This window comes from Streptomyces sp. NPDC107562 (genome assembly GCF_055657325.1).
In genome coordinates this window covers 21,022-42,726 of record NZ_JBVKBE010000010.1, presented here as the reverse complement: position 1 = coordinate 42,726, position 21,705 = coordinate 21,022, and the positions used below count along the sequence as shown (strand labels likewise).

At 71.0% G+C, this 21,705-nt stretch carries 20 protein-coding genes; 10 read left to right on the top strand and 10 right to left on the bottom strand.

All coding sequences use genetic code 11. The annotated features are described in order from the left end of the window. Nucleotides 1-57 precede the first annotated feature (57 nt). From ACZ7LV_RS25580 to ACZ7LV_RS25560, 5 genes are all read left to right on the top strand, one after another. Complete coding sequence (locus ACZ7LV_RS25580; RefSeq protein ID WP_471942513.1) at nucleotides 58-816, top strand: hypothetical protein; 759 nt, start codon at nucleotides 58-60, stop codon at nucleotides 814-816. 56 nt (nucleotides 817-872) lie between these two features. Further along, a complete protein-coding gene (locus tag ACZ7LV_RS25575) occupies nucleotides 873-1,052 on the top strand; it encodes a hypothetical protein (protein WP_471942511.1) in 180 nt (59 codons plus the stop codon). Between the two features lie 178 nt (nucleotides 1,053-1,230). Further along, the gene (locus ACZ7LV_RS25570) at nucleotides 1,231-1,785 is read left to right on the top strand and encodes a BlaI/MecI/CopY family transcriptional regulator (RefSeq protein ID WP_471942838.1); all 555 of its coding nucleotides are present in this window, start codon (nucleotides 1,231-1,233) and stop codon (nucleotides 1,783-1,785) included. A 9-nt stretch (nucleotides 1,786-1,794) separates the two neighbouring features. Continuing rightward, nucleotides 1,795-2,343: an amino-acid N-acetyltransferase gene (locus ACZ7LV_RS25565; RefSeq protein ID WP_471942509.1), complete on the top strand. Its 549-nt coding sequence runs from the start codon at nucleotides 1,795-1,797 to the stop codon at nucleotides 2,341-2,343. A 318-nt stretch (nucleotides 2,344-2,661) separates the two neighbouring features. Then, the gene (locus ACZ7LV_RS25560) at nucleotides 2,662-2,997 is read left to right on the top strand and encodes a histone-like nucleoid-structuring protein Lsr2 (protein WP_401683179.1); all 336 of its coding nucleotides are present in this window, start codon (nucleotides 2,662-2,664) and stop codon (nucleotides 2,995-2,997) included. Here the strand turns inward: ACZ7LV_RS25560 and ACZ7LV_RS25555 are convergent. Continuing rightward, nucleotides 2,976-3,761, bottom strand: a complete 786-nt coding sequence (locus ACZ7LV_RS25555; RefSeq protein WP_471942507.1) for an SCO3374 family protein — start codon at nucleotides 3,759-3,761, stop codon at nucleotides 2,976-2,978. The genes ACZ7LV_RS25560 and ACZ7LV_RS25555 overlap by 22 nt on opposite strands. 430 nt (nucleotides 3,762-4,191) lie before the next feature. Here ACZ7LV_RS25555 and ACZ7LV_RS25550 point away from each other — a divergent pair, with 430 nt between their 5' ends. Further along, the gene (locus ACZ7LV_RS25550) at nucleotides 4,192-6,717 is read left to right on the top strand and encodes an ATP-dependent Clp protease ATP-binding subunit (RefSeq protein WP_401683185.1); all 2,526 of its coding nucleotides are present in this window, start codon (nucleotides 4,192-4,194) and stop codon (nucleotides 6,715-6,717) included. Between the two features lie 59 nt (nucleotides 6,718-6,776). On the opposite strand, the gene ACZ7LV_RS25545 is transcribed toward ACZ7LV_RS25550, so the two are convergent. Together ACZ7LV_RS25545 and ACZ7LV_RS25540 are read right to left on the bottom strand one after the other, a co-directional pair. Beyond that, on the bottom strand, nucleotides 6,777-7,400 hold the full coding sequence (locus tag ACZ7LV_RS25545; RefSeq protein ID WP_471942506.1) for an HAD family acid phosphatase: 624 nt from the start codon (nucleotides 7,398-7,400) through the stop codon (nucleotides 6,777-6,779). A 125-nt stretch (nucleotides 7,401-7,525) separates the two neighbouring features. Then, complete coding sequence (locus ACZ7LV_RS25540; RefSeq protein WP_471942504.1) at nucleotides 7,526-10,621, bottom strand: NACHT domain-containing protein; 3,096 nt, start codon at nucleotides 10,619-10,621, stop codon at nucleotides 7,526-7,528. Between the two features lie 374 nt (nucleotides 10,622-10,995). Here ACZ7LV_RS25540 and ACZ7LV_RS25535 point away from each other — a divergent pair, with 374 nt between their 5' ends. Then, nucleotides 10,996-11,676, top strand: coding sequence for a M23 family metallopeptidase (locus ACZ7LV_RS25535; protein ID WP_471942503.1), 681 nt, complete (start codon nucleotides 10,996-10,998; stop codon nucleotides 11,674-11,676). Between the two features lie 11 nt (nucleotides 11,677-11,687). On the opposite strand, the gene ACZ7LV_RS25530 is transcribed toward ACZ7LV_RS25535, so the two are convergent. After that, nucleotides 11,688-12,269 carry a TetR/AcrR family transcriptional regulator gene (locus tag ACZ7LV_RS25530; protein ID WP_471942502.1) on the bottom strand — a complete coding sequence of 194 codons (582 nt, stop codon included), beginning with the start codon at nucleotides 12,267-12,269 and terminating at the stop codon, nucleotides 11,688-11,690. 158 nt (nucleotides 12,270-12,427) lie between these two features. Between ACZ7LV_RS25530 and ACZ7LV_RS25525 the strand changes: the two genes are divergently transcribed. Both ACZ7LV_RS25525 and ACZ7LV_RS25520 read left to right on the top strand, forming a co-directional pair. Next, complete coding sequence (locus ACZ7LV_RS25525) at nucleotides 12,428-13,936, top strand: MDR family MFS transporter (protein ID WP_471942500.1); 1,509 nt, start codon at nucleotides 12,428-12,430, stop codon at nucleotides 13,934-13,936. A 663-nt stretch (nucleotides 13,937-14,599) separates the two neighbouring features. Further along, entirely contained in the window at nucleotides 14,600-15,058 is a 459-nt protein-coding gene (locus tag ACZ7LV_RS25520) for a helix-turn-helix transcriptional regulator (protein ID WP_471942836.1), read from the top strand. 54 nt (nucleotides 15,059-15,112) lie between these two features. Here the strand turns inward: ACZ7LV_RS25520 and ACZ7LV_RS25515 are convergent, their stop codons facing one another. Further along, a complete protein-coding gene (locus ACZ7LV_RS25515; RefSeq protein WP_471942498.1) occupies nucleotides 15,113-16,291 on the bottom strand; it encodes a PucR family transcriptional regulator in 1,179 nt (392 codons plus the stop codon). Between the two features lie 218 nt (nucleotides 16,292-16,509). Here ACZ7LV_RS25515 and ACZ7LV_RS25510 point away from each other — a divergent pair, with 218 nt between their 5' ends. After that, nucleotides 16,510-16,947: a VOC family protein gene (locus tag ACZ7LV_RS25510; protein WP_471942496.1), complete on the top strand. Its 438-nt coding sequence runs from the start codon at nucleotides 16,510-16,512 to the stop codon at nucleotides 16,945-16,947. Between the two features lie 33 nt (nucleotides 16,948-16,980). Here the strand turns inward: ACZ7LV_RS25510 and cseC are convergent, their stop codons facing one another. The 5 genes from cseC to ACZ7LV_RS25485 form a co-directional block, all read right to left on the bottom strand. Continuing rightward, nucleotides 16,981-18,327 carry a two-component system sensor histidine kinase CseC gene (gene cseC, locus ACZ7LV_RS25505; RefSeq protein ID WP_471942494.1) on the bottom strand — a complete coding sequence of 449 codons (1,347 nt, stop codon included), beginning with the start codon at nucleotides 18,325-18,327 and terminating at the stop codon, nucleotides 16,981-16,983. A gap of 20 nt (nucleotides 18,328-18,347) precedes the next feature. Then, nucleotides 18,348-19,058: a two-component system response regulator CseB gene (gene cseB, locus ACZ7LV_RS25500; RefSeq protein WP_471942492.1), complete on the bottom strand. Its 711-nt coding sequence runs from the start codon at nucleotides 19,056-19,058 to the stop codon at nucleotides 18,348-18,350. Between the two features lie 132 nt (nucleotides 19,059-19,190). Beyond that, nucleotides 19,191-19,883, bottom strand: a complete 693-nt coding sequence (locus tag ACZ7LV_RS25495) for a hypothetical protein (protein WP_471942490.1) — start codon at nucleotides 19,881-19,883, stop codon at nucleotides 19,191-19,193. Continuing rightward, entirely contained in the window at nucleotides 19,871-20,419 is a 549-nt protein-coding gene (locus ACZ7LV_RS25490; protein WP_365450901.1) for a SigE family RNA polymerase sigma factor, read from the bottom strand. Before ACZ7LV_RS25490 ends, ACZ7LV_RS25495 begins: the two co-directional genes overlap by 13 nt. Before the next feature lie 254 nt (nucleotides 20,420-20,673). Continuing rightward, nucleotides 20,674-21,609 (bottom strand): HhH-GPD family protein, encoded by a 936-nt coding sequence (locus ACZ7LV_RS25485; RefSeq protein ID WP_471942488.1) that lies wholly within the window; start codon nucleotides 21,607-21,609, stop codon nucleotides 20,674-20,676. Between the last annotated feature and the right edge of the window lie 96 nt (nucleotides 21,610-21,705).

The following is a 21,705-nucleotide window of genomic DNA, read 5'->3' as shown; positions in this document are numbered from 1 at the left end:
ACGCCACACCCACCCACCTACTGCCCGGTTTGTCTGATTAGCGCGTATCGTCGCCGCATGCCCACGCCACACGGATCCCGCGGCGGCATGGCGTTCGGTGCGGCGGAGCTGCGTGTGCTCCGACGCGCTCTCGCCCTCGCCCTCCACCCCGGCCAGACCTCGGCAGAGGACGTCCAGGACTGCCACCGCCTGGCCGAGTCGCTCGACGAGGCAATGCGCGAGGGCGCCCGCCTGAGGGCCTTCCTCGTGGCCGACGTAACCCGCTACCGCGCCGCCCTCCCCGGCACCGCGGCCGGCTACCTCACGCTCCTGGAGGAGGCCCTCCGGGCCGGCCACCGCCCTCACCCCGACGACCTGGCCGCCCTCCGCGCCCTGCGCGGCAACCCCAAAGCCGCGGCGCTCCTCGACAGCTGCCAGGCGACCGCCCCCCTCACCGCCCGCATCCCGGCCTCCCGCACCCACCTCCACGCCCTCCCCGGCGCCCGGACGAACCTCCCGTCCCCCCACGCCGACGCGGAGAAACCGGAGCGCAAACCCGAGAAGCGCCCAGCGGAGAAACCCGCCCCGCCTTCCCCAGCCACCCCCACCCCCAACACCCCCACCCCCAACACCCCCACCCCCAACACCCCCACCACCAACACCCCCACCCCCCACCCCCCCACCCCCAGCCCCACCCCAACCCCCACCCCAACCCCCACCCCCGGCTCCACCCCGAAGCCCGCCCGCCGCCCCGTCCCCACCCCGGGCGAGGTCTTCCCCCGCCGCAAGCCACCCCAGCCCCCGGCGACGCCTTCCCAGCACCTCGCGGCGGTCTGAGACCCAGGGCGCGGCCCCGCGCACCCGGCCCGGCCGCCCGCCACTACCCTGGACCCATGGACTACGTCTCCGCGCTTCTCCCCCCGGTCGTCATGGCCGTCTTCTTCATCGGCGTGATCCGGGTGATCGTGAAGACCCAGGGCGGCGCCAACAAGGCCAAGGAGGACGCGGCCGTGGACGCCGCCCTCGCCCGCACGGAGGGCACCCCCCGGTCCTCCGCCACGGGCGACGCCTGACGCACCCACGGCAGTCCCGTACCGAAGGCGCACGACTCCCACCCCGAGTCGTGCGCCCTTTTTGTGCCGCTTTGACAAGATCCGTAAGAAAAGTCCCCGTTCAGCACGCCAGAACGCGGTTTTCCCACTATTGTGCTGAACTGTGCCTCGCCCCTTGGGAGAACTCGAAGACTCGGTCATGACGCGGGTGTGGAAGTGGAACCGCCCGGTGACCGTTCGAGAAGTCCTGGAAGATCTTCAGCAGGAACGGTCCATCGCCTACACCACGGTGATGACGGTTCTGGACAATCTCCATCAGAAGGGCTGGGTGCGCCGCGAGGCGGAGGGCCGGGCCTATCGATATGAGGCGGTCTCCACCCGAGCCGCGTACGCCGCGGCCCTGATGAACGACGCCTGGTCGCAGAGCGACAACGCCGCGGCCGCACTCGTCGCCTTCTTCGGCATGATGAGCGAGGAACAGCGCCAGGCACTGCGCGACGCGGTACGCATCGTCAGCATCCCGGAAACGCCGCTCCCCCCGGAGCCGGCCGGGAGCACCGAACGAGCCGAACCGCGAGCCGAACGAGCCGAACCGCGAGCCGAACGAACCGAACCGTCCGAAGCCACGAATACGACCCCCGATACCCGCGACGAGAACCGTCCCGGCAACGCGAAGCGCAAGGCACCGGACAACGCGAAGCGCGACATCTCCGCCGAGAACCCCGGCTCCGCCCCGGAGGCCTCCGGGCGATAGCGTCCGCTCATGTCCGCAGAGCGTCCCTCCGCCGAGAACCCCGAAGTCACCGCTAAAGCCATCACCGTCCGCCGGGCCCGGACCAGCGATGTCCCCGCCGTCCGCCGACTCCTCGACTCCTTCGTCCGCGGCGGCATCCTGCTCGACAAAGCCACGGTGACGCTTTACGAGGACATCCAGGAGTTCTGGGTCGCGGAACGGGACGACAACGCCGAGGTCGTCGGCTGCGGCGCACTGCACGTGATGTGGGAAGACCTCGCGGAAGTCCGCACTCTCGCCGTGAAGCCCGGCCTCAAGGGCGCCGGCGTCGGCCATCAGTTGCTGGAGAAGTTGCTGCAGACCGCCCGGTGGCTCGGCGTTCGCCGGGTTTTCTGTCTGACCTTCGAAGTCGACTTCTTCGGCCGGCACGGCTTCGTCGAGATCGGCGAGACCCCGGTGGACACCGACGTCTACGCGGAGCTGCTGCGTTCCTATGACGAGGGCGTCGCCGAGTTCCTGGGTCTCGAACGAGTGAAACCGAACACCTTGGGCAACAGCCGGATGCTTCTGCATCTGTGATCGCCGGGGTATGCCGAAGGTTTGCCGGGGAGTATGCCAGGGGGATGTCGGCGGGCTATGTCGGGGAGGTATGTCCGGGGGTATGCCCGACCGTATGCCCGGAGTATTCCGCCCGGGCCCGCTGCCCAGGTTCCCTATGTCCGAAACGCGTATGTTTTCGGGCGGGGGCCGTCCCCCGGCCTCTCCCGGGGGTTTGTGTTTTTCCAGCAAAAGCGGTTTGCTTTCCGACGTACTGCAGTACTGCATATAACAGGGGGCGGCGAAACGGCGGACGCCGCAGACCCTCGGCCCTCAACGTTATCGATGAAAGGAAATGCGGTGGCACAGAAGGTTCAGGTCCTTCTTGTCGACGACCTCGACGGCGGCGAGGCGGACGAGACGGTGACGTTCGCGCTGGACGGTAAGACGTACGAGATCGATCTCACGACCTCCAATGCGGACAAGTTGCGCAGCCTTCTTGACCCCTATGTGAAGGGTGGTCGACGTACTGGTGGCCGTGCTTCCGGAGGGCGTGGAAAGGCGCGTGCCGCGTCCGGCGGCAGCCAGGACACCGCCGCCATCCGTGCGTGGGCGAAGGAGAACGGTTACGAGGTCAACGACCGTGGCCGCGTTCCCGCGTCCATTCGCGAGGCTTACGAGAAGGCCAACGGCTGAGTACGAGCGCGTCGCAGCCGGATTCGGTGGCAGTGGGTCGCCACCGTGTCCAGCAGCCGTACGAGATCGGGGGCGCCCCCAACGCCCCCCATGGCCGACAGCGTCGGCAGCGAGGCCTCGACCTCGCACCCCGGCACGGGGGGCCGCAGCCATACGGCGGCCCCCTGCACGAACTCCGGACAGCCCCCGGAACAGCTCAGCGAACGGCCACCGGACCCCCCGCCCTCCTCGGCGCCCGAGCCCCCTGAGCCCCCCGCACCACTCGCGCTGCCCGCGCCCCCCGCACTCGCGCCCCCGGCACCACGCGCGCCCCCAGCGCCTCCCGCACCACTCGCACCCCCCATGCCCCCCGCATCACCCTCGGTGAGCCCCCCGCCCCGGCAGCCCGCGCCGACGCCCGGCGGAAGCGGGGCCCGTGTGGAGGCGCCGTCCTCCCCGCCGACGGCGCGCAGGTCCAATGCCACGCCGCCCCACTCCAGCCAGTCCAGGACCCCCGGCAATTCCTCCGCGCTCCCGGCCGCCACCAGCAGCCGCATCCGGTCACCCTGGACGGCCACCGGAGAGCCCGGAACGAGGTGCCGCAGGCCCGCGAGGCCCGCCTCGGCCGGTACGTCCAGGACGTCGAAGCGCGAGCCCACCGACAGGTGGAGCGGGGTGCCCGGGACGGTCGCCCACCCCAGTTCGTGCTCGTACCACCACCTCACCCGATCGCACTGATCGAGAGGGCGCCGTGGGGGCGGAACCCAGGGCATTGCGCCAACCATGCCAAGCGCAACCGTCAGAACAGCGTTCGAGTTACGCTGGGTGTTGCGGTTGATGCACAGAGTGGCGAAAAAGGGGGCGTGTGGGGGTGCGGGGTGGCGCAAGGTTGTTCGCCCGTAGCGGAGGGAACGGGGGCGCACGGCATGGACTGTCCAAGCGAGCGGGTAAGACATCCCTAGTGAGAGGGGGCGACACGCAGGCGAGGCCGTCTCGCGTTCGCCATCGGCGTACTGATGGTGGGGGTAACTGCCTGGCCTGCGGGAACATCGTCTCGCACCATCGGGTTGGAGCAGATGTCGGCGTTCGGGGTCAGGAGGCCATCGACGGTGTCGGCAGTTGGAATGAGCGGTCCCCGCTTGCGGGACTAAGCTGCGGAAGGACAGGGAGGGGAAGTTCCCCCCACTGCCTGACCGCTCTGAGGAGCGATTAACGATGTTCGAGAGGTTCACCGACCGCGCGCGGCGGGTTGTCGTCCTGGCTCAGGAAGAAGCCCGGATGCTCAACCACAACTACATCGGCACCGAGCACATCCTCCTGGGCCTGATCCACGAGGGTGAGGGTGTCGCCGCCAAGGCCCTTGAGAGCCTCGGGATTTCGCTCGAGGCGGTCCGCCAGCAGGTGGAGGAGATCATCGGCCAGGGCCAGCAGGCCCCGTCCGGGCACATCCCCTTCACCCCCCGTGCCAAGAAGGTCCTGGAGCTGTCGCTCCGCGAGGCCCTTCAGCTGGGCCACAACTACATCGGCACGGAGCACATCCTGCTCGGCCTGATCCGTGAGGGCGAGGGCGTCGCCGCCCAGGTCCTGGTCAAGCTGGGCGCTGATCTGAACCGGGTGCGGCAGCAGGTGATCCAGCTGCTCTCCGGCTACCAGGGCAAGGAGACCGCCACAGCCGGCGGGCCTGCCGAGGGCACCCCCTCGACGTCCCTGGTCCTCGACCAGTTCGGCCGGAACCTCACCCAGGCCGCTCGTGAGTCCAAGCTCGACCCGGTCATCGGGCGCGAGAAGGAGATCGAGCGGGTCATGCAGGTGCTGTCCCGCCGTACCAAGAACAACCCGGTCCTGATCGGTGAGCCCGGCGTCGGCAAGACCGCCGTCGTCGAGGGCCTCGCCCAGGCCATCGTCAAGGGCGAGGTGCCCGAGACCCTCAAGGACAAGCACCTCTACACCCTGGACCTCGGCGCGCTGGTCGCCGGCTCCCGCTACCGCGGTGACTTCGAGGAGCGCCTGAAGAAGGTGCTCAAGGAGATCCGCACCCGCGGCGACATCATCCTGTTCATCGACGAGCTGCACACGCTGGTCGGTGCGGGTGCCGCCGAGGGCGCCATCGACGCCGCGAGCATCCTCAAGCCGATGCTGGCCCGCGGTGAGCTGCAGACCATCGGTGCCACCACGCTGGACGAGTACCGCAAGCACCTGGAGAAGGACGCGGCCCTGGAGCGCCGCTTCCAGCCCATCCAGGTCGCCGAGCCCTCGCTCCCGCACACCATCGAGATCCTCAAGGGTCTGCGCGACCGCTACGAGGCGCACCACCGCGTCTCCATCACCGACGAGGCACTGGTCCAGGCCGCCACCCTGGCCGACCGGTACATCTCGGACCGCTTCCTGCCGGACAAGGCGATCGACCTGATCGACGAGGCCGGTTCCCGGATGCGCATCCGCCGGATGACCGCTCCGCCGGACCTGCGCGAGTTCGACGAGAAGATCGCCGGTGTCCGCCGGGACAAGGAGTCCGCGATCGACTCGCAGGACTTCGAGAAGGCGGCCTCCCTGCGCGACAAGGAGAAGCAGCTCCTCGCCGCGAAGGCCAAGCGGGAGAAGGAGTGGAAGGCCGGCGACATGGACGTCGTCGCCGAGGTCGACGGCGAGCTGATCGCCGAGGTCCTCGCCACGGCCACCGGCATCCCGGTCTTCAAGCTGACCGAGGAGGAGTCCTCGCGCCTGCTGCGCATGGAGGACGAGCTCCACAAGCGGGTCATCGGCCAGGTCGACGCCGTCAAGGCGCTGTCGAAGGCGATCCGCCGTACGCGTGCCGGTCTGAAGGACCCGAAGCGTCCGGGTGGCTCGTTCATCTTCGCCGGCCCCTCCGGAGTCGGTAAGACCGAGCTGTCCAAGGCGCTCGCCGAGTTCCTCTTCGGTGACGAGGACGCGCTGATCTCCCTCGACATGTCGGAGTTCAGCGAGAAGCACACGGTGTCGCGTCTCTTCGGTTCGCCCCCCGGCTACGTGGGCTACGAAGAGGGTGGCCAGCTGACCGAGAAGGTCCGCCGCAAGCCGTTCTCCGTCGTCCTGTTCGACGAGGTGGAGAAGGCCCACCCGGACATCTTCAACTCGCTGCTGCAGATCCTGGAGGACGGTCGCCTGACCGACTCCCAGGGCCGGGTCGTGGACTTCAAGAACACGGTCATCATCATGACGACCAACCTCGGCACCCGGGACATCTCCAAGGGCTTCAACCTGGGCTTCGCGGCCGCGGGTGACACCAAGTCGAACTACGAGCGCATGAAGAACAAGGTCTCGGACGAGCTCAAGCAGCACTTCCGGCCCGAGTTCCTCAACCGCGTCGACGACGTGGTCGTCTTCCCGCAGCTGACCCAGGACGACATCCTGCGGATCGTCGACCTGATGGTCGGCAAGGTGGACGAGCGCCTGAAGGACCGGGACATGGGCATCGAGCTCTCCCAGTCCGCCAAGGAGCTGCTGGCGAAGAAGGGCTACGACCCCGTGCTGGGCGCCCGGCCGCTGCGCCGCACGATCCAGCGCGAGATCGAGGACTCCCTGTCGGAGAAGATCCTCTTCGGCGAGCTGCGTCCCGGCCACATCGTGGTCGTGGACACCGAGGGCGAGGGCGACAGCAAGACCTTCACCTTCCGCGGCGAGGAGAAGTCGGCTCTGCCGGACGTCCCGCCGATCGAGCAGGCGGCGGGTGGAGCGGGTCCGAACCTGAGCAAGGACGCGTAACACCGCAGACGTGAGGGGCCGGTGCCTGACGGCACCGGCCCCTTTCGCATGCGCGGGTGCTACGAGAGCTGGCCGTCGTAGTCCGGGAGCTTGTACGTCTTCTCGGCGTGGCCGCCCGACAGGTCGGTGGTGTTGTTGCCGATGTTGGCGATGATCGTGTAGCCCTTGGACTCGATGTTCACCCGCTGGGCCGTCTTGTAGTCCGCGACGTTCTTGAAGAGGTCGAAGAAGCCGCGCACGTAGAGACCGTCGACCTCGTAGCCGACCTGCTCCAGGTTCCACTCGGTGGGCAGGTGGATGATGCCCGGGCGAGCGGTGACGAAGAAGATGTCGACGCCGTGCTCCTGCGCGTACCGCGCGACGTTCAGCGCGGGCTTGTTGGCGGGCTGCGGGAAGCTGAAGCCGAAGTCGGTCTCCAGCGTGGTGTTGTCGATGTCGAAGACGATCGCCTGCTTCTCGCCCGGCGTGGCCTGGGCGATCCGCTGCTTCAGGTACGGCAGGGCCTGGTCCATCACGGCCTGGCAGTCCCGCTGCCAGGTGGCGTAGTCGACGTCCGCGGCGGCGGTGGAGGTGGCCGCGGTGGTGCCGGTGGCGGCCTCGGCGGGGGCGGCGACGGCCACGAGGGCGGCCGCGGCGACGGCGGTGGCGGCGGTGCGGCTGGCCCAAGGGCTGCGTCTGGTCATGGGGGGTCCCTTCACGTCCGTACGCGGTGCGTACGGTGACCGGCATGTCGTGTGCATGTTCGTGCGTGAGGGTGGCGCGAGAGGAACCGTAGGGTTACTGAACGGTAGGTGTACAGGGGCGTGCGTCACACAACACCGCGGATTCTCGCCAGAGTTGGCCGCACCGGGAACGCCGCGAGGACGTGTTCGGGTACGTCGCTGACCCCCGCGGCGAGATGGAGGGTGACCTCGCGCAGGTCCGGGAGCAGGGCCGGGAGGGCCGAAAGGTCCTCGGTGCCCTCGAAGTTGTGCAGACGCAGGCCGGTGACGCCGGGCAGGGACGGCACGCTCCGGCCGACCGCCCGCCAGTCGAGGCGCAGTTCCTCCAGGGCGGGCAGGCGCGCGATCTCCTCGAAGTCCTCGGACGTCAGCGCCACGGACGGGCCCGCGAGACTCAACTGACGCAGTGACCCGAGATGGTGCAGGCCACGCAGTCCGGTGTGCCGGGTGGCGTTCCCGGTGAGCCGCAGATACCGCAGGGGCAGGCTTTCGGGCAGCGCCTCGTCGAGGGAGTCCGCGGGCAGCGCGATGCCGAGGTCGAGCTGGTCCAGTGTCGCGGAGTCCGCCAGCTCCCGCAGGGCTCCCGGCCGTTCCAGTCCCGGCAGCAGGTGGAGCGAGAGCCACCGCAGGGGCAGGCGGGCCAGCGGGGCGACGCTCTGGACGTGCGGGCACCGGGAGAGGTCCAGATGGCTGAGCCGGCGCAGCTCGCCGAGGCGTTCCAGGCCGCGCAGCCGCTCGTTGCCCTTGACGACCAGCTCGGCCACGTCGTCGGGCAGCGCGGCCGGGTCGAGGTCGCCCACCAGTTGCAAGGCCCGCCGTCCGCCCAGTTCGCGCAGGATGCGCAGGTGTTCCGCGGAATGTGCCGCGAAGAAGAGGCCGTCCTCGCGCAGCTGGGCGACGACCTCCGTGCCGTACCGCCGGGCCGGGAAGCGGTGCCAGGTCCAGCTCAGCTGCGCCCGTACGTCCAGGGCGGGATGGGCACGGTAGCGGGCCAGGACCGGCAGCGCGGCCTCGGTGCCGATGAGCGACGCCGTGACGACCACGGCGCGGGCCTCGGCGTCGTCCAGCCCGTCCGGGCCGGGCAGCAGTTCCAGGGCGAGCGGCCCCACCGACGCCAGCGCGCGGGCCTCCTGCGTGGTCCGGGGCGGGATCAGGCTGGCGGCGCTCCGCTCGACCTCCTCGCGCACCCCGGGATCCAGCTGCGTCGCGTGCTCCAGCGACGCCAGGGCGAGCAGCCGCACCCGCGCGCGGGCCGCGCCCTCCAGGCGGTCCGCCGACGCCAGCAACTCCCGTAGCAGGTCGGCCCGTTCCCGGGGGCGGGCGTGGGCCACCGCCATCCGGATCACGTCCGCCCACTGCGCGTCCGCCGCGCCCCGCACCAGCAGGCCGAAGTCCCCGTCCTCCACCGCCGCCTTCGCGCCCAGGTAGTCCTGGAAGGTGCGGTGGACGAACTCCAGCGTGCCGGGGGACGGTTCGCGCAGCAGGCCGCTGCGGACCAGGAGGTGGCGCAGCACCGCCGGGGCGTCGCCCTGGGAGGCGGCCGCCGGGAGGGACGGGAGGACGTCGGCGATCAGCCGCTCGGCACGCGCGCGGTCCATCTCGGACTGGCCGTTGCGGATCAGCCAGTACGCGAGCCGCTGGAGCAGCTGGATCTGGGGGAGCTCGGTGAGGTGGACGCCGTCGGGTCCGGCCATGTCCCGCTCCTCGTCCCGCCGCGCCAGCAGCATCGCCAGGGCGGCGTCGTACAGCTCCTGCCGGCCGTGCGGGAGGTAGCCCCTCCGGTCCCGGTGCAGGGCGCAGAGCAGACCGCACATCAGCGGGTTGGTGGCGAGGTGGCCGAGGTCCGGCTTGGTGCGGACGGCGTCGAGGAGGGAGCGCTCGTAGGCCTCGAGACGGTCGCGGTCCTCGGGGGCGCCGGTGCGGGCGGCGGTGTGCCAGCGCGAGACGAAGGCGGCGACGTCGTCCGTGGTCATCGGGGTGAGCGTGAGCTCCGTGAAGCCCTCGGGGGCGAGCCAGTCCTCCCGTACGGCCGAGGGGCGGGAGGTGACCAGCCACTGGTTGCCGGGATAGACGTCCAGCAGGTCGCGCAGCCAGCGGCGGGCGCGTTCGCGCTCCCGTTCGGGGATCTCGTCGATGCCGTCCACCAGGAGCAGCCCCCGGCCCGCGCCGAGCACGTGGTCCGCCCAGCCGTCCGGCTGGTTCGCGTGGAAGGGGACGCGTACGGCGGACAGGAAGGCGTCCGGTGCGGGAAGGCCGTCGGGGCGGCGGACCAGGGTGCGCAACGGGAGGACGAACGGGACCCGGTCGCCCCGCGCGCCGCGGGCCGCGGTGACGGCGAGCCACTGGACGAGCGTGGTCTTGCCGGAGCCGGCCACCCCGCGCAGCAGCACGCGGTCGTGCTCGGCGAAGGCCTGCTCGGCGGGGAGCGTGCCGGCGGCGGAGGGCAGGCCGGGGCCGGCCGCCTCGCCGTCGGCGGCCGGGTGCAGGGCCTGGAGGCTGAGGTAGGCGGCGTCGAGGGGCCAGCGGTCCGGGGAGTCGGCCAGGTCGATGCCGTAGATGGTGAGGTGGCCGTGCTTGGTGGTGACGTACGTCATATAGCGCTGCTCGAAGGCGCTGTCGGACGCCGGTGCGGTGCGGGTGAGCAGGGCGTCGATCTTGCCGATCAGTTCGTGCTGGCGACGGGACTGCTCGACCAGGGTGCGGGTGACGAAGGTCGAGCGCTGCGTGAAGAAGTGCAGGATGTGCAGGCAGGCTGTGGTCAGCGTGGCGAGGTAGAAGTGGGCCGCGTCGAGGGAGAGGTCGCGGTCCGGCGTGCCGCTCGCGGCGCGCAGCCGTGCGGCCAGGGCCTCGTGGCCGAGTTCCACCGCCTGTACGTCGGTCATGTCCAGCGCGCCGAGGGCGTACAGGGTGTCGGCGAGGGCGTGCGCCACGGGCTCTTCCTCGCCCGGCGGCAAGGGGCGCTCCCCGCCCCCCTTCAGCGCCTGCCGGACCAGCTCGGTGGCGAGACGGGCGAGGTCTTCGCGCTCCAGCCGCCGCTTCTCGCCGCGGAACGAGACGTACGAGGAGATCCGCACCGGCCGTTCCACCAGCCCGGCGCCGACGCCCTCGCTCACGAACAGCCTCTTCACGAGCGGCGCGGCCACTGCCGACGCCAGCCGCACGCCGATGACCGACGGTTCCACCCGGCCTCCCCCTGAGCCCTGTTGGCAGGAAACAGCAGAGTAGCGCCGGTCACATTCAGAGGTGCGCGGAGCCGCTCCGCCGGTGACATGCCGCACAGGCGATTTATCCGGTACTAGCCGGATTAGGAGACGGATAGAGTCGGACAAAAGGGATTTACGTCGCACAACTCGCGTGTCGGATTCGCCTACTTGTGCCGACTTCTCCGGAATGGTCGCTCTGTCAAGAGTCTCGGGTGTATGTCGGAAAGTACTAGCTTCCGTAGTAGATCACACGTTTTGGCCGAACCGGGTGCGACAGGTACCAAGGGATGGCCCGCCCGGCAGAAGGCATATGCGCCGAGCGGTCCTTCTGTCCCCTTCCCACGAGGTTTCATATGTTCTCGCGTGTCACGTCCCGTTCCTCCCGTACGTCCCAGCTCCGCACCCGTGCGGCCGTGCTGGCCGCCGGTTTCGGCGCCTCGGTCGTCCTGGGGGCCGGGGTCGCGGCCGCCGCCAACACCTCCACGGCCGCTGCCACCACCGCCACCACGGGTGTCGCGCACGCCGTCGAGGCGCAGGCCGCGGCCCAGGCGAAGGCGGCCACGGTCGCCGCCGCCAAGACGGCGAACGCCACGTCGGTCGCTGCGAAGAAGGCCGTCGGCTGGACCACCCCGGTGAAGGGCTACAGCCTGAGCGCCAGCTACGCGCAGGCCGGCGGCATGTGGCAGTCCACCCACAGCGGGCAGGACTTCGCCGTCGCCACCGGCACCAAGGTCATGGCCGCGCACGGCGGTACGGTCGTCAAGGCGGGCGGCAACGGCGCCGGTGACGGCCCCGCGTACGGCAACGCCGTCGTCATCAAGCACGGCAACGGCACCTACTCGCAGTACGCCCACCTGTCCCGCATCGACGTGCGGGTCGGCCAGGTCGTCGCGACCGGCCAGAAGATCGCCCTGTCCGGCAACACCGGCAACTCCAGCGGCCCGCACCTGCACTTCGAGATCCGCACCTCCGCCAACTACGGCACGGCGATAGACCCGGTCGCCTTCCTGCGGACCAAGGGCATCACCCTCTGATCCACGGTGACCTAGGACACACCCCGGTGTGCCTGAGTCACCATGTCGACGGCGACTTCGAGGATGGCCTCGCGTTTCTCCTCGGGGTCGCCTTCGAGTTCCTGCATCACGAACACCATCCCGGCGTGCAGCGTGAAGATGGCGCTCACGCACCGGACCTGGTCGGCCAGGGTGGCGTCCCGGTCGATGATGATGTGACGCAGGCCCTTCATGCGCTCCTTGAACAGGTCACCGATGCGCAACTCCCGTACCGTCGCCTGGTTCTCGTGCATGAAGCGGAACAACGGCCCGGCGGCGGTGAGGTACTCGCTGTAGCGCCGTACGATCTCGTGCTTCGTCTCCAGGGTGTGCGGCTGATGGCGGCCCCACTCGATCAGTTCGTCGATCGGCTGCATCACGTCGTCGAAGATGCCGACCAGGATCTCTTCCTTGGTCTTGAAGTGGTAGTAGAGCGCCGCCTTGGTCACGTCCAGGCGCTCGGCGATCTCGCGCAGTGACGTCTTCTCGTAGCCCTGCTCGGCGAAGAGGTCCAGGGCCACGTCCTGGATGCGCTGGCGGGTGTCGCCCCGTCGGCGCTGCTTGGTGCCGTCCATCCTGCCGCCCGTCCTCGCGCTTTCTGGCCACTCCCTGGCAAAGAAAAACTTACTTGACGCCCGGCTAGTTGGCGAGCTACGTTCTCGCGGTAACTAGCCGGGCGGCAAGTAAGTTGGGGGAAGCGGTGCACGAGGGGAAGCAACCGAGGAGCGTGCGGGTGGTCCTGCTCGCCCTGATGATCGCGATGATGCTCGCGATGCTCGACAACATGATCATCGGCACGGCGATGCCGACGATCGTGGGCGAGCTGGGCGGTCTGGAACATCTGTCCTGGGTGGTGACGTCGTACACCCTGGCGACCGCGGCCTCCACCCCGATCTGGGGCAAGCTCGGTGACATGTACGGACGCAAGGGCGTCTTCCTGAGCTCGATCGTCATCTTCCTGCTGGGTTCGGTGCTCAGCGGCATGGCCCAGGACATGGGTCAGCTGATCGCGTTCCGGGCCGTGCAGGGACTGGGCGCCGGCGGTCTGATGGTCGGCGTCATGGCGATCATCGGTGATCTGATCCCGCCCCGGGAGCGCGGCAAGTACCAGGGCATGATGGCCGGCGTCATGGCGCTGGCGATGATCGGCGGCCCGCTGGTCGGCGGCACCATCACCGACCACTGGGGCTGGCGCTGGACCTTCTACATCAACCTGCCGCTCGGCGCGGTCGCGCTGGTCGCCATCACCGCCGTGCTGCACCTGCCCAAGAAGCGGTCCGCGGCGCGGATCGACTACCTGGGCGCCGCGCTGCTGACCGTCGGCATCACCGCGATCGTGCTCGTGACCACCTGGGGCGGCACGGAGTACGACTGGACGTCGGCCGTGATCCTCGAACTGATCGGGATCGGCGTCGCCGCGCTCGTCGGGTTCGTGTTCCGGCAGACACGGGCCGCGGAGCCGATCCTGCCGCTGCACATCTTCCGCAGCCGCAACTTCACGCTGATGTCCTTCATCGGGTTCGTCGTCGGCTTCGTGATGTTCGGCGCGACCCTCTTCCTGCCGCTCTACCAGCAGTCCGTGCAGGGCGCGTCGGCGACCAACTCCGGGCTGCTGCTGCTGCCGATGCTGGGTGCGATGCTCGTCACGTCGATGGTGGCCGGACGGGTGACCACGCAGACCGGGCGGTACAAGCTGTTCCCGGTGGTGGGCGGCGCGCTGCTGGTCGTCGGCCTGTATCTGCTGTCCCTGATGGACACGGAGACCTCGGAGCTGACGTCCGGCGTGTACATGGCCGTGGTCGGGCTCGGCATGGGCTGCCTGATGCAGATCACCATGCTGATAGCGCAGAACAGCGTGGAGATGAAGGACATGGGCGTCGCCTCCTCCTCCACCACGCTGTTCCGCACCCTCGGCTCCTCCTTCGGAGTCGCGATCATGGGTGCGCTCTTCAACCACCGCGTCCAGGACGAGATGGCCCGGCGGGCCGGCGCGCTGGGCTCCAAGATGACCGAGCAGTCCGCCCAGCTGGACGCCGCGAGCCTGGCCAAGCTGCCGGACGCGGCCCGCGAGGCCTATCAGTACGCGGTGACCTCCGGGACGCACGGGGCGTTCCTGCTGGGCGCGGCGGTGGCCGTGCCGGCACTGATCGCGGCGGTCTTCGTGAAGGAGGTCCCGCTGAGGGGCGCGGGACCGCAGCAGGACGGCGCACCGGCCGTCGCACCGGTGGCCGAAGCGGTCTGAACGACCGGTGAGCGGCCGGGCGCTGTGAGCGACCCGGCCGTCGGCGTCTTTTGTTGACGGGGCGGTGTCGGCGCCTCGGCCGGGGCTGTCCGAGCGAGCGGTCGAGGCGGTCTGAGTGACTGGCCCCCGCCGGTCCGGGCGGCCCGGTCGTTGGGGGTCTGTGCGGCCGGTCGAGGCGGTGTGAGCGCCTTTGGCCGAGGTTTACGGGGCGGTGTCGGCACCTCGGCCGGGGCTGTCCGAGTGAGCGGTCGAGGCGGTCTGAGCGACTGGCCCCCGCGGTCCGGGCGACCCGGCCGTTGGGGTCTGTGCGGCCGGTCGAGGCGGTGTGAGCGCCTTTGGCCGAGGTTCACGGGGCGGTGTCGGCACCTCGGCCGGGGCTGTCCGAGTGAGCGGTCGAGGTGGTCTGAGTGACTGGCCCCCGCCGGTCCTAGCGGCCCGGCGGGGCCGGGTCCGAGTGACACGGGTCGAGGTGTTGAGCGAAGCGGTGCGACGCGGTCCGACCGAGTGGCGGGCCGTGCGGAGCCGGTGCACGGGCGCTTCGTCGGGGCCGGATCGAGTGGGGGAGTGCTCGACGCCGGGGTGCGGCGCCGCCCCCCCGGCCTGGGCCCGCCGGTGGGCGGCGGTGATGTCGGTGCCGCGTGCCACCATCGGTTCATGGACAAGATGCGTCAGCTGCGGCGGGCGAAGGACGCGATGGACCGCGACTGGGCCGACCCCGCACTCGACCTGGCCGCGGTCGCCGCGCACGCGGGCTACTCGCGGTTCCACTTCGTCCGCTCCTTCCGGGAGGCGTACGGCGAGACGCCCGGCCAGTACCTCACCCACCGCCGGATCGAGCGTGCCGAGGAGTTGCTGCGCGCAGCCGACCTGACCGTCACGGAGATCTGCCACCTGGTCGGCTTCAGCAGCCTCGGCACCTTCTCCACCCGTTTCAAGGCGCGGACCGGCCTGACCCCGAGCGAGTACCGGAGCAGATACGTCCGCGCCGGGGCGGCCCTGATACCCGGGTGCTACGCGATGCTCTGGGCCGGGGGGTTCCCGCGCCGCAGTCCGGGCGTGGGGCGAACCACCAGTCGGGCGGCGGGAGTTCTGGGCACCGAAGACGGCCCGAGCGGTCCGTGACACGCACGTGAGGCGCCACGGCCGGGCCCCCCATGGCGCCGGGCATCCGGCCCGTCAGCGCGGGACCTCCGTCGCGCGGAGCGCGAGCGCCCAGCCCAGGCGGGCCTCCCCCGACTCGGACGGCCAGCCGGTGAGTTCCGCGACGCGGATGATGCGGTTGAGGACCGTGTTGCGATGACAGTAGAGCTGCTCGGCGGCCCGCAGGGCCGAGCAGCCCGCGTCCAGCCACACCCGCAGGGTGCGCAGCAGCACGGGAGCCTCGGCACCACAGCTCAGCACGCCGTCCAGATACCGGGTGACCAGGCGGCCGGCCACCTCCGGGTCGCCGGCGAGCACCGCCTCCACCAGGCGGTCGTCGAGCTGTGCCACCGCCCCGCTGCCCGGCGGCAGCGTACGCAGGGCGCGTTCCGCGAGCCGCAGCGCCGCGTGGGCCGCGGCAAGTTCGTCGAACGGCGGGGAGATTCCGGCCGTCCCGCCCAGCTCACCGCGCAGCACACGCGCCACCTCGCACGGCTCGGTGGACCCGAGCCGTACGAGTCCCGCGTACCGCGCCGCCCGAGGACGCCAGAACGACCACAGGCCGGCCGCCCGGAGCGCCGGTCCCGGGTGCGGCGGCGCCGCCGGGTTGTGATCGGCGACCACCACGGCGAAACGGTCGCGCGGCGGCAGACCGAGCGCCGCGGCCGCGGCGGCCGCCACCGCCGGATCGCTGCCGCGGCCGTCCAGAAGAGCCTCGAAGAGGGCGCCGCGCCGCGAGTCCTGACGGTGCTGGAGCTCCAGCTGGGTGAGCCGGTACGCCTGCGACATCACCGTCGAGAAGCGGTCGATGGTCTCCCACAGCGCTCCGGCTACCTCGACGACCAGATCCTGGTCGGCCGCCACCGGGCCCCGCAACGGCACCGCCATCGCCTGCCACAGCACCCGCCCGCCGCGCCGGTACGCCTGGAGCACGCTGTCCAGCGGCATGCCCTGCTCGGCCCGTCGCCGCCCGGTCTCGGTGGCGGCGGCCTCGATGTCGCCGGCGCTCACCGGCAGTCCGCCGAAGTCCTCCAGTGCCAGCACGAGGTTGTCACGGCAGACGGCGCGCAGGTCGGCGAGCGGGACGGGACGGCCGGACGCGTACGCCGGGCTGTGCGCGCGGATGTCCGCCACCACCGTGCCGGTGAGGCGGTCGATGTCCGCGAGCAGCGTGTGCGCCAGCCGGGAGCGCAGCGCCGGTTCCCCATCGGTCATGGCGGCACATTAGGCGTCCGCATCGGCCGGGGAGGGCCGGACGTGCCCCCGCCCACGTCGTGCGCTCCGATGCTGGGCAACCGCACAGCGACCCCAGGGGCAGCGGGCAGGGGCAGGGGTCGTGGCCGAGGCGCAGAGCAATTACGGAGAAGCGCCCCGGCCCCCGCGCTGCCTACCGTGACGGGAGCAAGCCGTACCCGACGCAGGAGAGCAGAGCCATGATCACCGGCCTGGGCATCACGACCGTGTGGACCTTCGACCAGCAGCGCACCAAGGCCTTCTTCACCGAGAAGCTGGGCTTCGAGGTGCGCAGCGAGGTGCCGATGGGTGACATGAGGTGGGTCACCGTGGGTGCCAAGGATCAGCCCGATGTGGAGCTGGCCCTGATGAGCCTGGACGGTCCGGGTCTCGACGCCGAGTCGTCGGAGGCGTTGAAGAAGCTGGTCAGCAAGGGGGTCATCGGCGCGGGCGCGCTGCGGACCGACGACTGCCGGGGCGACTACGAGACGTTCCGGGGGCGCGGGGTGGAGTTCCTCCAGGAGCCGCAGGAGCGGCCGTACGGTATCGAGGCGATCTTCCGCGACGACAACGGGAACTGGTACTCGCTGACTGAGCGCAACGAGGAGCTCGACTTCTCGAAGGATTTCGGCTGCTGAGCCGACCCGAGGCCCGGCCGGGCGCCGGCGCGCCTATTCGGCCAGCACCGGATAGCTGCCCGTGTTCGTCGGCGCGTGCTCCGGCAGCCACAGGACGGCCACCGCGCCCTCGGCCGGTATGTGGTCGGCGGCCCCCGGGGGACGGACGTTGCGGAAGGTCAGCCGGGCGCCCAGCACCCGCGCCTGGCCGGCCGCGATCGTCAGGCCCAGCCCGTGGCCGACCCCGGCCCGGTCCATGCTGCCGGTGCGGAACCGGCTCGGGCCCTCCGCCAGCAGGTCCTCGGGAAAACCCGGCCCGTGGTCGCGGACCCGGATCACCCGGCCCTCGACGGTGACCTCTATGGGCGGCCTGCCGTGCCGGGCGGCGTTGGCGAGCAGGTTGAACAGCACACGCTCCAGTCGCCGCGGGTCGGTCGTCACCTCCGACTCGTGCACCACCTGCACGGCGATCCCCGCATCCTTGGCCGCCACCCGCCGGGCGACGAACTCGCCCAGCATGATGTCCTGCAGCTCGGCCCGCTCGGAGGCCCCGTCGAGCCGGGCCACCTCCAGCACGTCCTCGACCAGCGTGCGCATGGCCTGCGCCCGGTCCAGCACCAGCTCGGTCGGGCGGCCCGGCGGCAGCAGCTCGGCCGCGGTCAGCAGGCCGGTCACCGGGGTGCGCAGCTCGTGCGCGATGTCGGCGGTGACCCGCCGCTCCGCCTCCAGCCGCTGCTGCAACGCGTCCGCCATCGCGTCCACCGCCCGCGCCAGGTCGTCGGTCTCGTCCCGGACGACCCCGCCGATGGCCTCGCGCACCCGCACGTCCGGCTCGCCCTTGGCGACCTGGTTCGCCGCGGAGGCGGCCTTGCGCAGCCGACGCGACAGCTGCCCGCCGACGAGCACACCGAGCGCGCTGCCGCCGAGGACCACCGCGATGGAGCCGATGACCAGCGCCTGGTCGAGGTCCTTGAGGATGTCCGTACTGCGGTCGGTGAACCCGGTGTGCAGGGACAGCACATGCCCGTCCTTGAGCGGCACCGCCGCCCAGATGTCCGGTCCGCCACCGGGCCGGTCGGCCACGTACGTCGCCCGGCGGCCGGCCTCGACCTTGGTCCGCAGGGCGGACGGCAGCGCGGGGTCGTCGATCTTGATGTCGGGGAAGTTGGGCCGCCCCGACAGTTCGTAGTTGCGCTGGGCGATCTGTACCCGCTCGTCGGCGAGGTCGCGCGCGTTGTCCAGCATCGAGACCCGGGCGGCGTTGTGCACGACCAGACTGAGCACGACGGCGATCAGCGCGCCGACCAGCGCGATCGCCGCGCTCAGCTTCCATCTGAGTCCCGTACGGATGCCCGTACGCCGTACGCGCGCCTCCACCAGGCGCCGGGTGATCCCCCGCATCGACCTGTCCCGTCCCGCCCTCAGGCCCTCAGCTTGTAGCCGAAGCCGCGGACCGTCTCGATCCGGTCCTGACCGATCTTCGTCCGCAGCCGCTGGACATGGACGTCGACGACGCGGGTGTCCCCGCCCCAGCCGTAGTCCCACACCCGCTCCAGCAGCTTGTCCCGGGACAGCACGGTGCCCGGCGCCGAGGAGAACTCCAGCAGCAGTCGCATCTCGGTCGGGGTCAGCGCCACCGGCCGGCCCGCCTTGCGCACCTCCATGCCCTCGGTGTCGACCTCCAGGTCGCCGAAGGTCAGCACGCCGCCGTTCGCCGAGGAGGCCGCGTCCTCGGGTCGGCCCGCCGCACCGCCGCTCGCGTGCCCGAAGCGGCGCAGCACCGCCCGGATCCGCGCCACCAGCACCGCGCCGTCGAACGGCTTGGTCACGTAGTCGTCCGCGCCCGCCTCCAGACCGAGCACGACGTCGATCGAGTCGGCCCGCGCCGACAGCATGATCACCGGTACGGTCGACTCGTCGCGGATCCGGCGGCACAGACTGACCCCGTCGAGGCCCGGCACCATCACGTCGAGCAACGCGATGTCGGGCCGGTTCGCGCGGAACGCCTCCAGCCCCGACAGCCCGTCGGGCATCGCGGTCACCGCGAAGCCGTCCCGCTCCAGGGCGAGCTGGGTGGCCTCGCGGATGACGTCGTCGTCCTCGACGAACAGGACGTGGGTCTGGTCTGCCATCCGTGCTCTCAGTCCGTATCCATGACGTGGTATGCGGTATGCGGTATGCGGTATGCGGTATGCGGTATGCGGTATGCGGTATGCGGTATGCGGTATGCGGTATGCGGTCCTGGGCCCTGGTGCCCGGTCCGGTCAGTTGCTCTCGGGTGCCGGGCTCGGTTCCGCGCCGACGACCGTGCTGTAGTCGTTGCGCGTGCGGTACTCCTCGGTGAAACGGCCCGCCGTCCAGCGGTACGTGATCACGTTCTCGCCGGACGGGCTCGACACCGGGTCCCCGCGCTCGTACACCTGCTTGGTGACCACCAGGTCGCCGCGGTCTATCTCGGCGTAGACCGGCGGCTCCTCGGCCTGGAAGACGTTCTCGTAGGCGCCGTTCTCCTCGCGATACACGTACGAGCCGATGCCGACGACGTCACTGCAGGTCACGACGTTGACGACGACATCCTCGGCGGGACCGCCGGTCAGCTCGCCGTAGGAGAGGTCGACCGGGTACTCGTCGGCGACGCACGGCTTCAGGACGCGCTTGACCGCCGCCGAGACCTGCGGATCCGACTGCAGCAGCTTGACCGCCGTGGCTCGGGTCAGGGTGCGGGACGGCGGCACGGCGGAGGCGGGGGCGACGGGGCTCACCGCGGTGCCCGCCACCGGCTCGTCGTGCGCCGGGCCCTCGTCCCGGGCGCCGGTGCCGCCGGTCGCGCAGGCGGACAGTGAAAGGCTCAGGGCGGTGAGCACGGACGCCGCCGTGGTCACCGCCTGGAAGGTACCTCGGGCCGGGGTGTGCCCGGGGCCGGTGTCGACACCGGCCCTGCCGGTCAGGCCGCGCAACGCTCCCGCTCCTCACGCTCCAGCGCGCGTGCGTCCAGGTCGCGGGCCTCCAGCTCCTCGCGGAGCCGGGCGAGCGCCCGGTGCAGCGTGCTCTTGACCGTTCCGGCCGACATGCCGAGGGCGGCGGCCGTCTCCTCCGTGGACATCTGCTCCCAGTGTCGCAGGACGACGACACTGCGCTGCTTGGGGGCCAGCACCTTCATGACGTCCATCAGCAGGGCGCGGTCCGCGTGCTGCTCCGAGGAGTCGTCCACGCACGACTCGGGGAGCTGCTCGGTGGGGACCTCCTCCAGCTTGCGGGCCCGCCACCACTCGGTCCGCGTGTTGATCATGACTCGGCGCAGATAGGCGTCCGCGAGCCGCTTGTCGGCTATGCCGTCCCAGCGGCCGAACGTCCGCGCCAGTGCCGTCTGGAGCAGGTCCTGGGCGTCGACGGGGTCCGGGACCAGCCGCCGGGCACTGCGCAGCAGCGCGTCCTGCCGGGTGCGCACGTACTCCTCGAAGCCGAGCACCTCGCCGACGTCACCCTGCGCCATGATCAACCGCCTCCATCCCCGTTTCCTTGGCTGTGCCCCCCTGCCGGGCACGGAAATGAAGCTACGGAGGGGTTGTCACGGGGCTGTGCGAAGCAGCCTGCGGTGAACGCTCGGCTGTCCGTCGGTTGTGTAACGGAAGTAGGAAACGGTTAAATCCGTAGGGCAGTTGAGGGGAGTATGGGGTGATTTGTGCGGTGAGGGAAGTGGCCGGCACCGTGACATGGAGGTGTGCCGGGCCGTGACCCTGCTGGGGGTCAGCTCAGCGGCAGCCGGTACAGACCGCCGGGCAGCGGCTCCACCAGACCGTCGGAGACCAGACCGTCCAGAGCACGCGCACGCTGGACGGGCTCATGCCACACGCGGTCCAGACGCGCCTGCGGGACGGGCGCGTGCGCCTCGCGCAGCACGGCCAGCAGCTTGCCCCGCACCTGGCGGTCCGTGCCGGCGTACGTCTGGGCGCGCCGCGGCGGCCCCTCGTGCTCCGGCTTTCCCGCCAGCCGCCACGCGCAGTGCGCGGCGATCGGGCAGTGGTGGCAGCCCTCGTTCTTGGCCGTGCAGATCAGCGCGCCCAGTTCCATCGAGGCGGCGGCCCAGCGGGCGGCGACGCCCTCGTCGTCCGGGAGCAGCGCCCTGGCCAGCCTGCGCTCGGCGGCCGTCGTGGCGTTCGGCGGGTACTGCACGCCGGTGACCGCGCGGGCGAACACCCGGCGGACGTTGGTGTCGAGCACGGCGTGCCGCTGCCCGTAGGCGAACGAGGCCACCGCGGCCGCGGTGTACTCGCCGATGCCGGGCAGCGCGAGGAGCTGTCCGTGGTCGGTGGGTACGTCGCCGCCGTGCCGTTCCGTTATGGCCACGGCGGCGCCGTGCAGCCGCAGCGCGCGGCGCGGGTAGCCGAGCCGGCCCCAGGCGCGGACGGCCTCGCCGGGGGCCTCCTTGGCGAGGTCGGCGGGGCGCGGCCAGCGGGCCAGCCACTGCTCGTAGATCGGCAGCACGCGGTTGACCGGGGTCTGCTGGAGCATGAACTCGCTGACCATCACGCCCCACGCGCCGGCCTCCGGCCGCCGCCAGGGCAGGTCGCGCGCGTGCTCGTCGAACCAGGCGATCACGGGGGAGTGGAGGTCGTCCCCGCTCGGGGAGCCGGCGACGGCCTCGGCGGGGCTGGTGTGCGGGGGCTTCGTGGGAGCAGTCATGGCAGTTCCGATCCTGCCATGCCGGTGCGGATCGGCCGTGCTGCTGCGGAGCGTTTCGCGGGCCCGTGGACGACGGCCCGGTACGCCGGGGCGGGG

Excerpts from the sequence above, each read along its gene's own strand:
- ACZ7LV_RS25565 (WP_471942509.1), top strand. The coding sequence starts at position 1,795 with ATGTCCGCAGAGCGTCCCTCCGCCGAGAACCCCGAAGTCACCGCTAAA.
- ACZ7LV_RS25510 (WP_471942496.1), top strand. The coding sequence starts at position 16,510 with ATGATCACCGGCCTGGGCATCACGACCGTGTGGACCTTCGACCAGCAG.
- ACZ7LV_RS25485 (WP_471942488.1), bottom strand. The coding sequence starts at position 21,609 with ATGACTGCTCCCACGAAGCCCCCGCACACCAGCCCCGCCGAGGCCGTC.
- cseC (WP_471942494.1), bottom strand. The coding sequence starts at position 18,327 with ATGCGGGGGATCACCCGGCGCCTGGTGGAGGCGCGCGTACGGCGTACG.
- ACZ7LV_RS25520 (WP_471942836.1), top strand. The coding sequence starts at position 14,600 with ATGCGTCAGCTGCGGCGGGCGAAGGACGCGATGGACCGCGACTGGGCC.
- ACZ7LV_RS25580 (WP_471942513.1), top strand. The coding sequence starts at position 58 with ATGCCCACGCCACACGGATCCCGCGGCGGCATGGCGTTCGGTGCGGCG.
- ACZ7LV_RS25515 (WP_471942498.1), bottom strand. The coding sequence starts at position 16,291 with ATGACCGATGGGGAACCGGCGCTGCGCTCCCGGCTGGCGCACACGCTG.
- ACZ7LV_RS25575 (WP_471942511.1), top strand. The coding sequence starts at position 873 with ATGGACTACGTCTCCGCGCTTCTCCCCCCGGTCGTCATGGCCGTCTTC.
- ACZ7LV_RS25490 (WP_365450901.1), bottom strand. The coding sequence starts at position 20,419 with ATGGCGCAGGGTGACGTCGGCGAGGTGCTCGGCTTCGAGGAGTACGTG.
- ACZ7LV_RS25530 (WP_471942502.1), bottom strand. The coding sequence starts at position 12,269 with ATGGACGGCACCAAGCAGCGCCGACGGGGCGACACCCGCCAGCGCATC.
- ACZ7LV_RS25555 (WP_471942507.1), bottom strand. The coding sequence starts at position 3,761 with ATGGTTGGCGCAATGCCCTGGGTTCCGCCCCCACGGCGCCCTCTCGAT.
- ACZ7LV_RS25535 (WP_471942503.1), top strand. The coding sequence starts at position 10,996 with ATGTTCTCGCGTGTCACGTCCCGTTCCTCCCGTACGTCCCAGCTCCGC.
- ACZ7LV_RS25550 (WP_401683185.1), top strand. The coding sequence starts at position 4,192 with ATGTTCGAGAGGTTCACCGACCGCGCGCGGCGGGTTGTCGTCCTGGCT.
- cseB (WP_471942492.1), bottom strand. The coding sequence starts at position 19,058 with ATGGCAGACCAGACCCACGTCCTGTTCGTCGAGGACGACGACGTCATC.
- ACZ7LV_RS25545 (WP_471942506.1), bottom strand. The coding sequence starts at position 7,400 with ATGACCAGACGCAGCCCTTGGGCCAGCCGCACCGCCGCCACCGCCGTC.
- ACZ7LV_RS25570 (WP_471942838.1), top strand. The coding sequence starts at position 1,231 with ATGACGCGGGTGTGGAAGTGGAACCGCCCGGTGACCGTTCGAGAAGTC.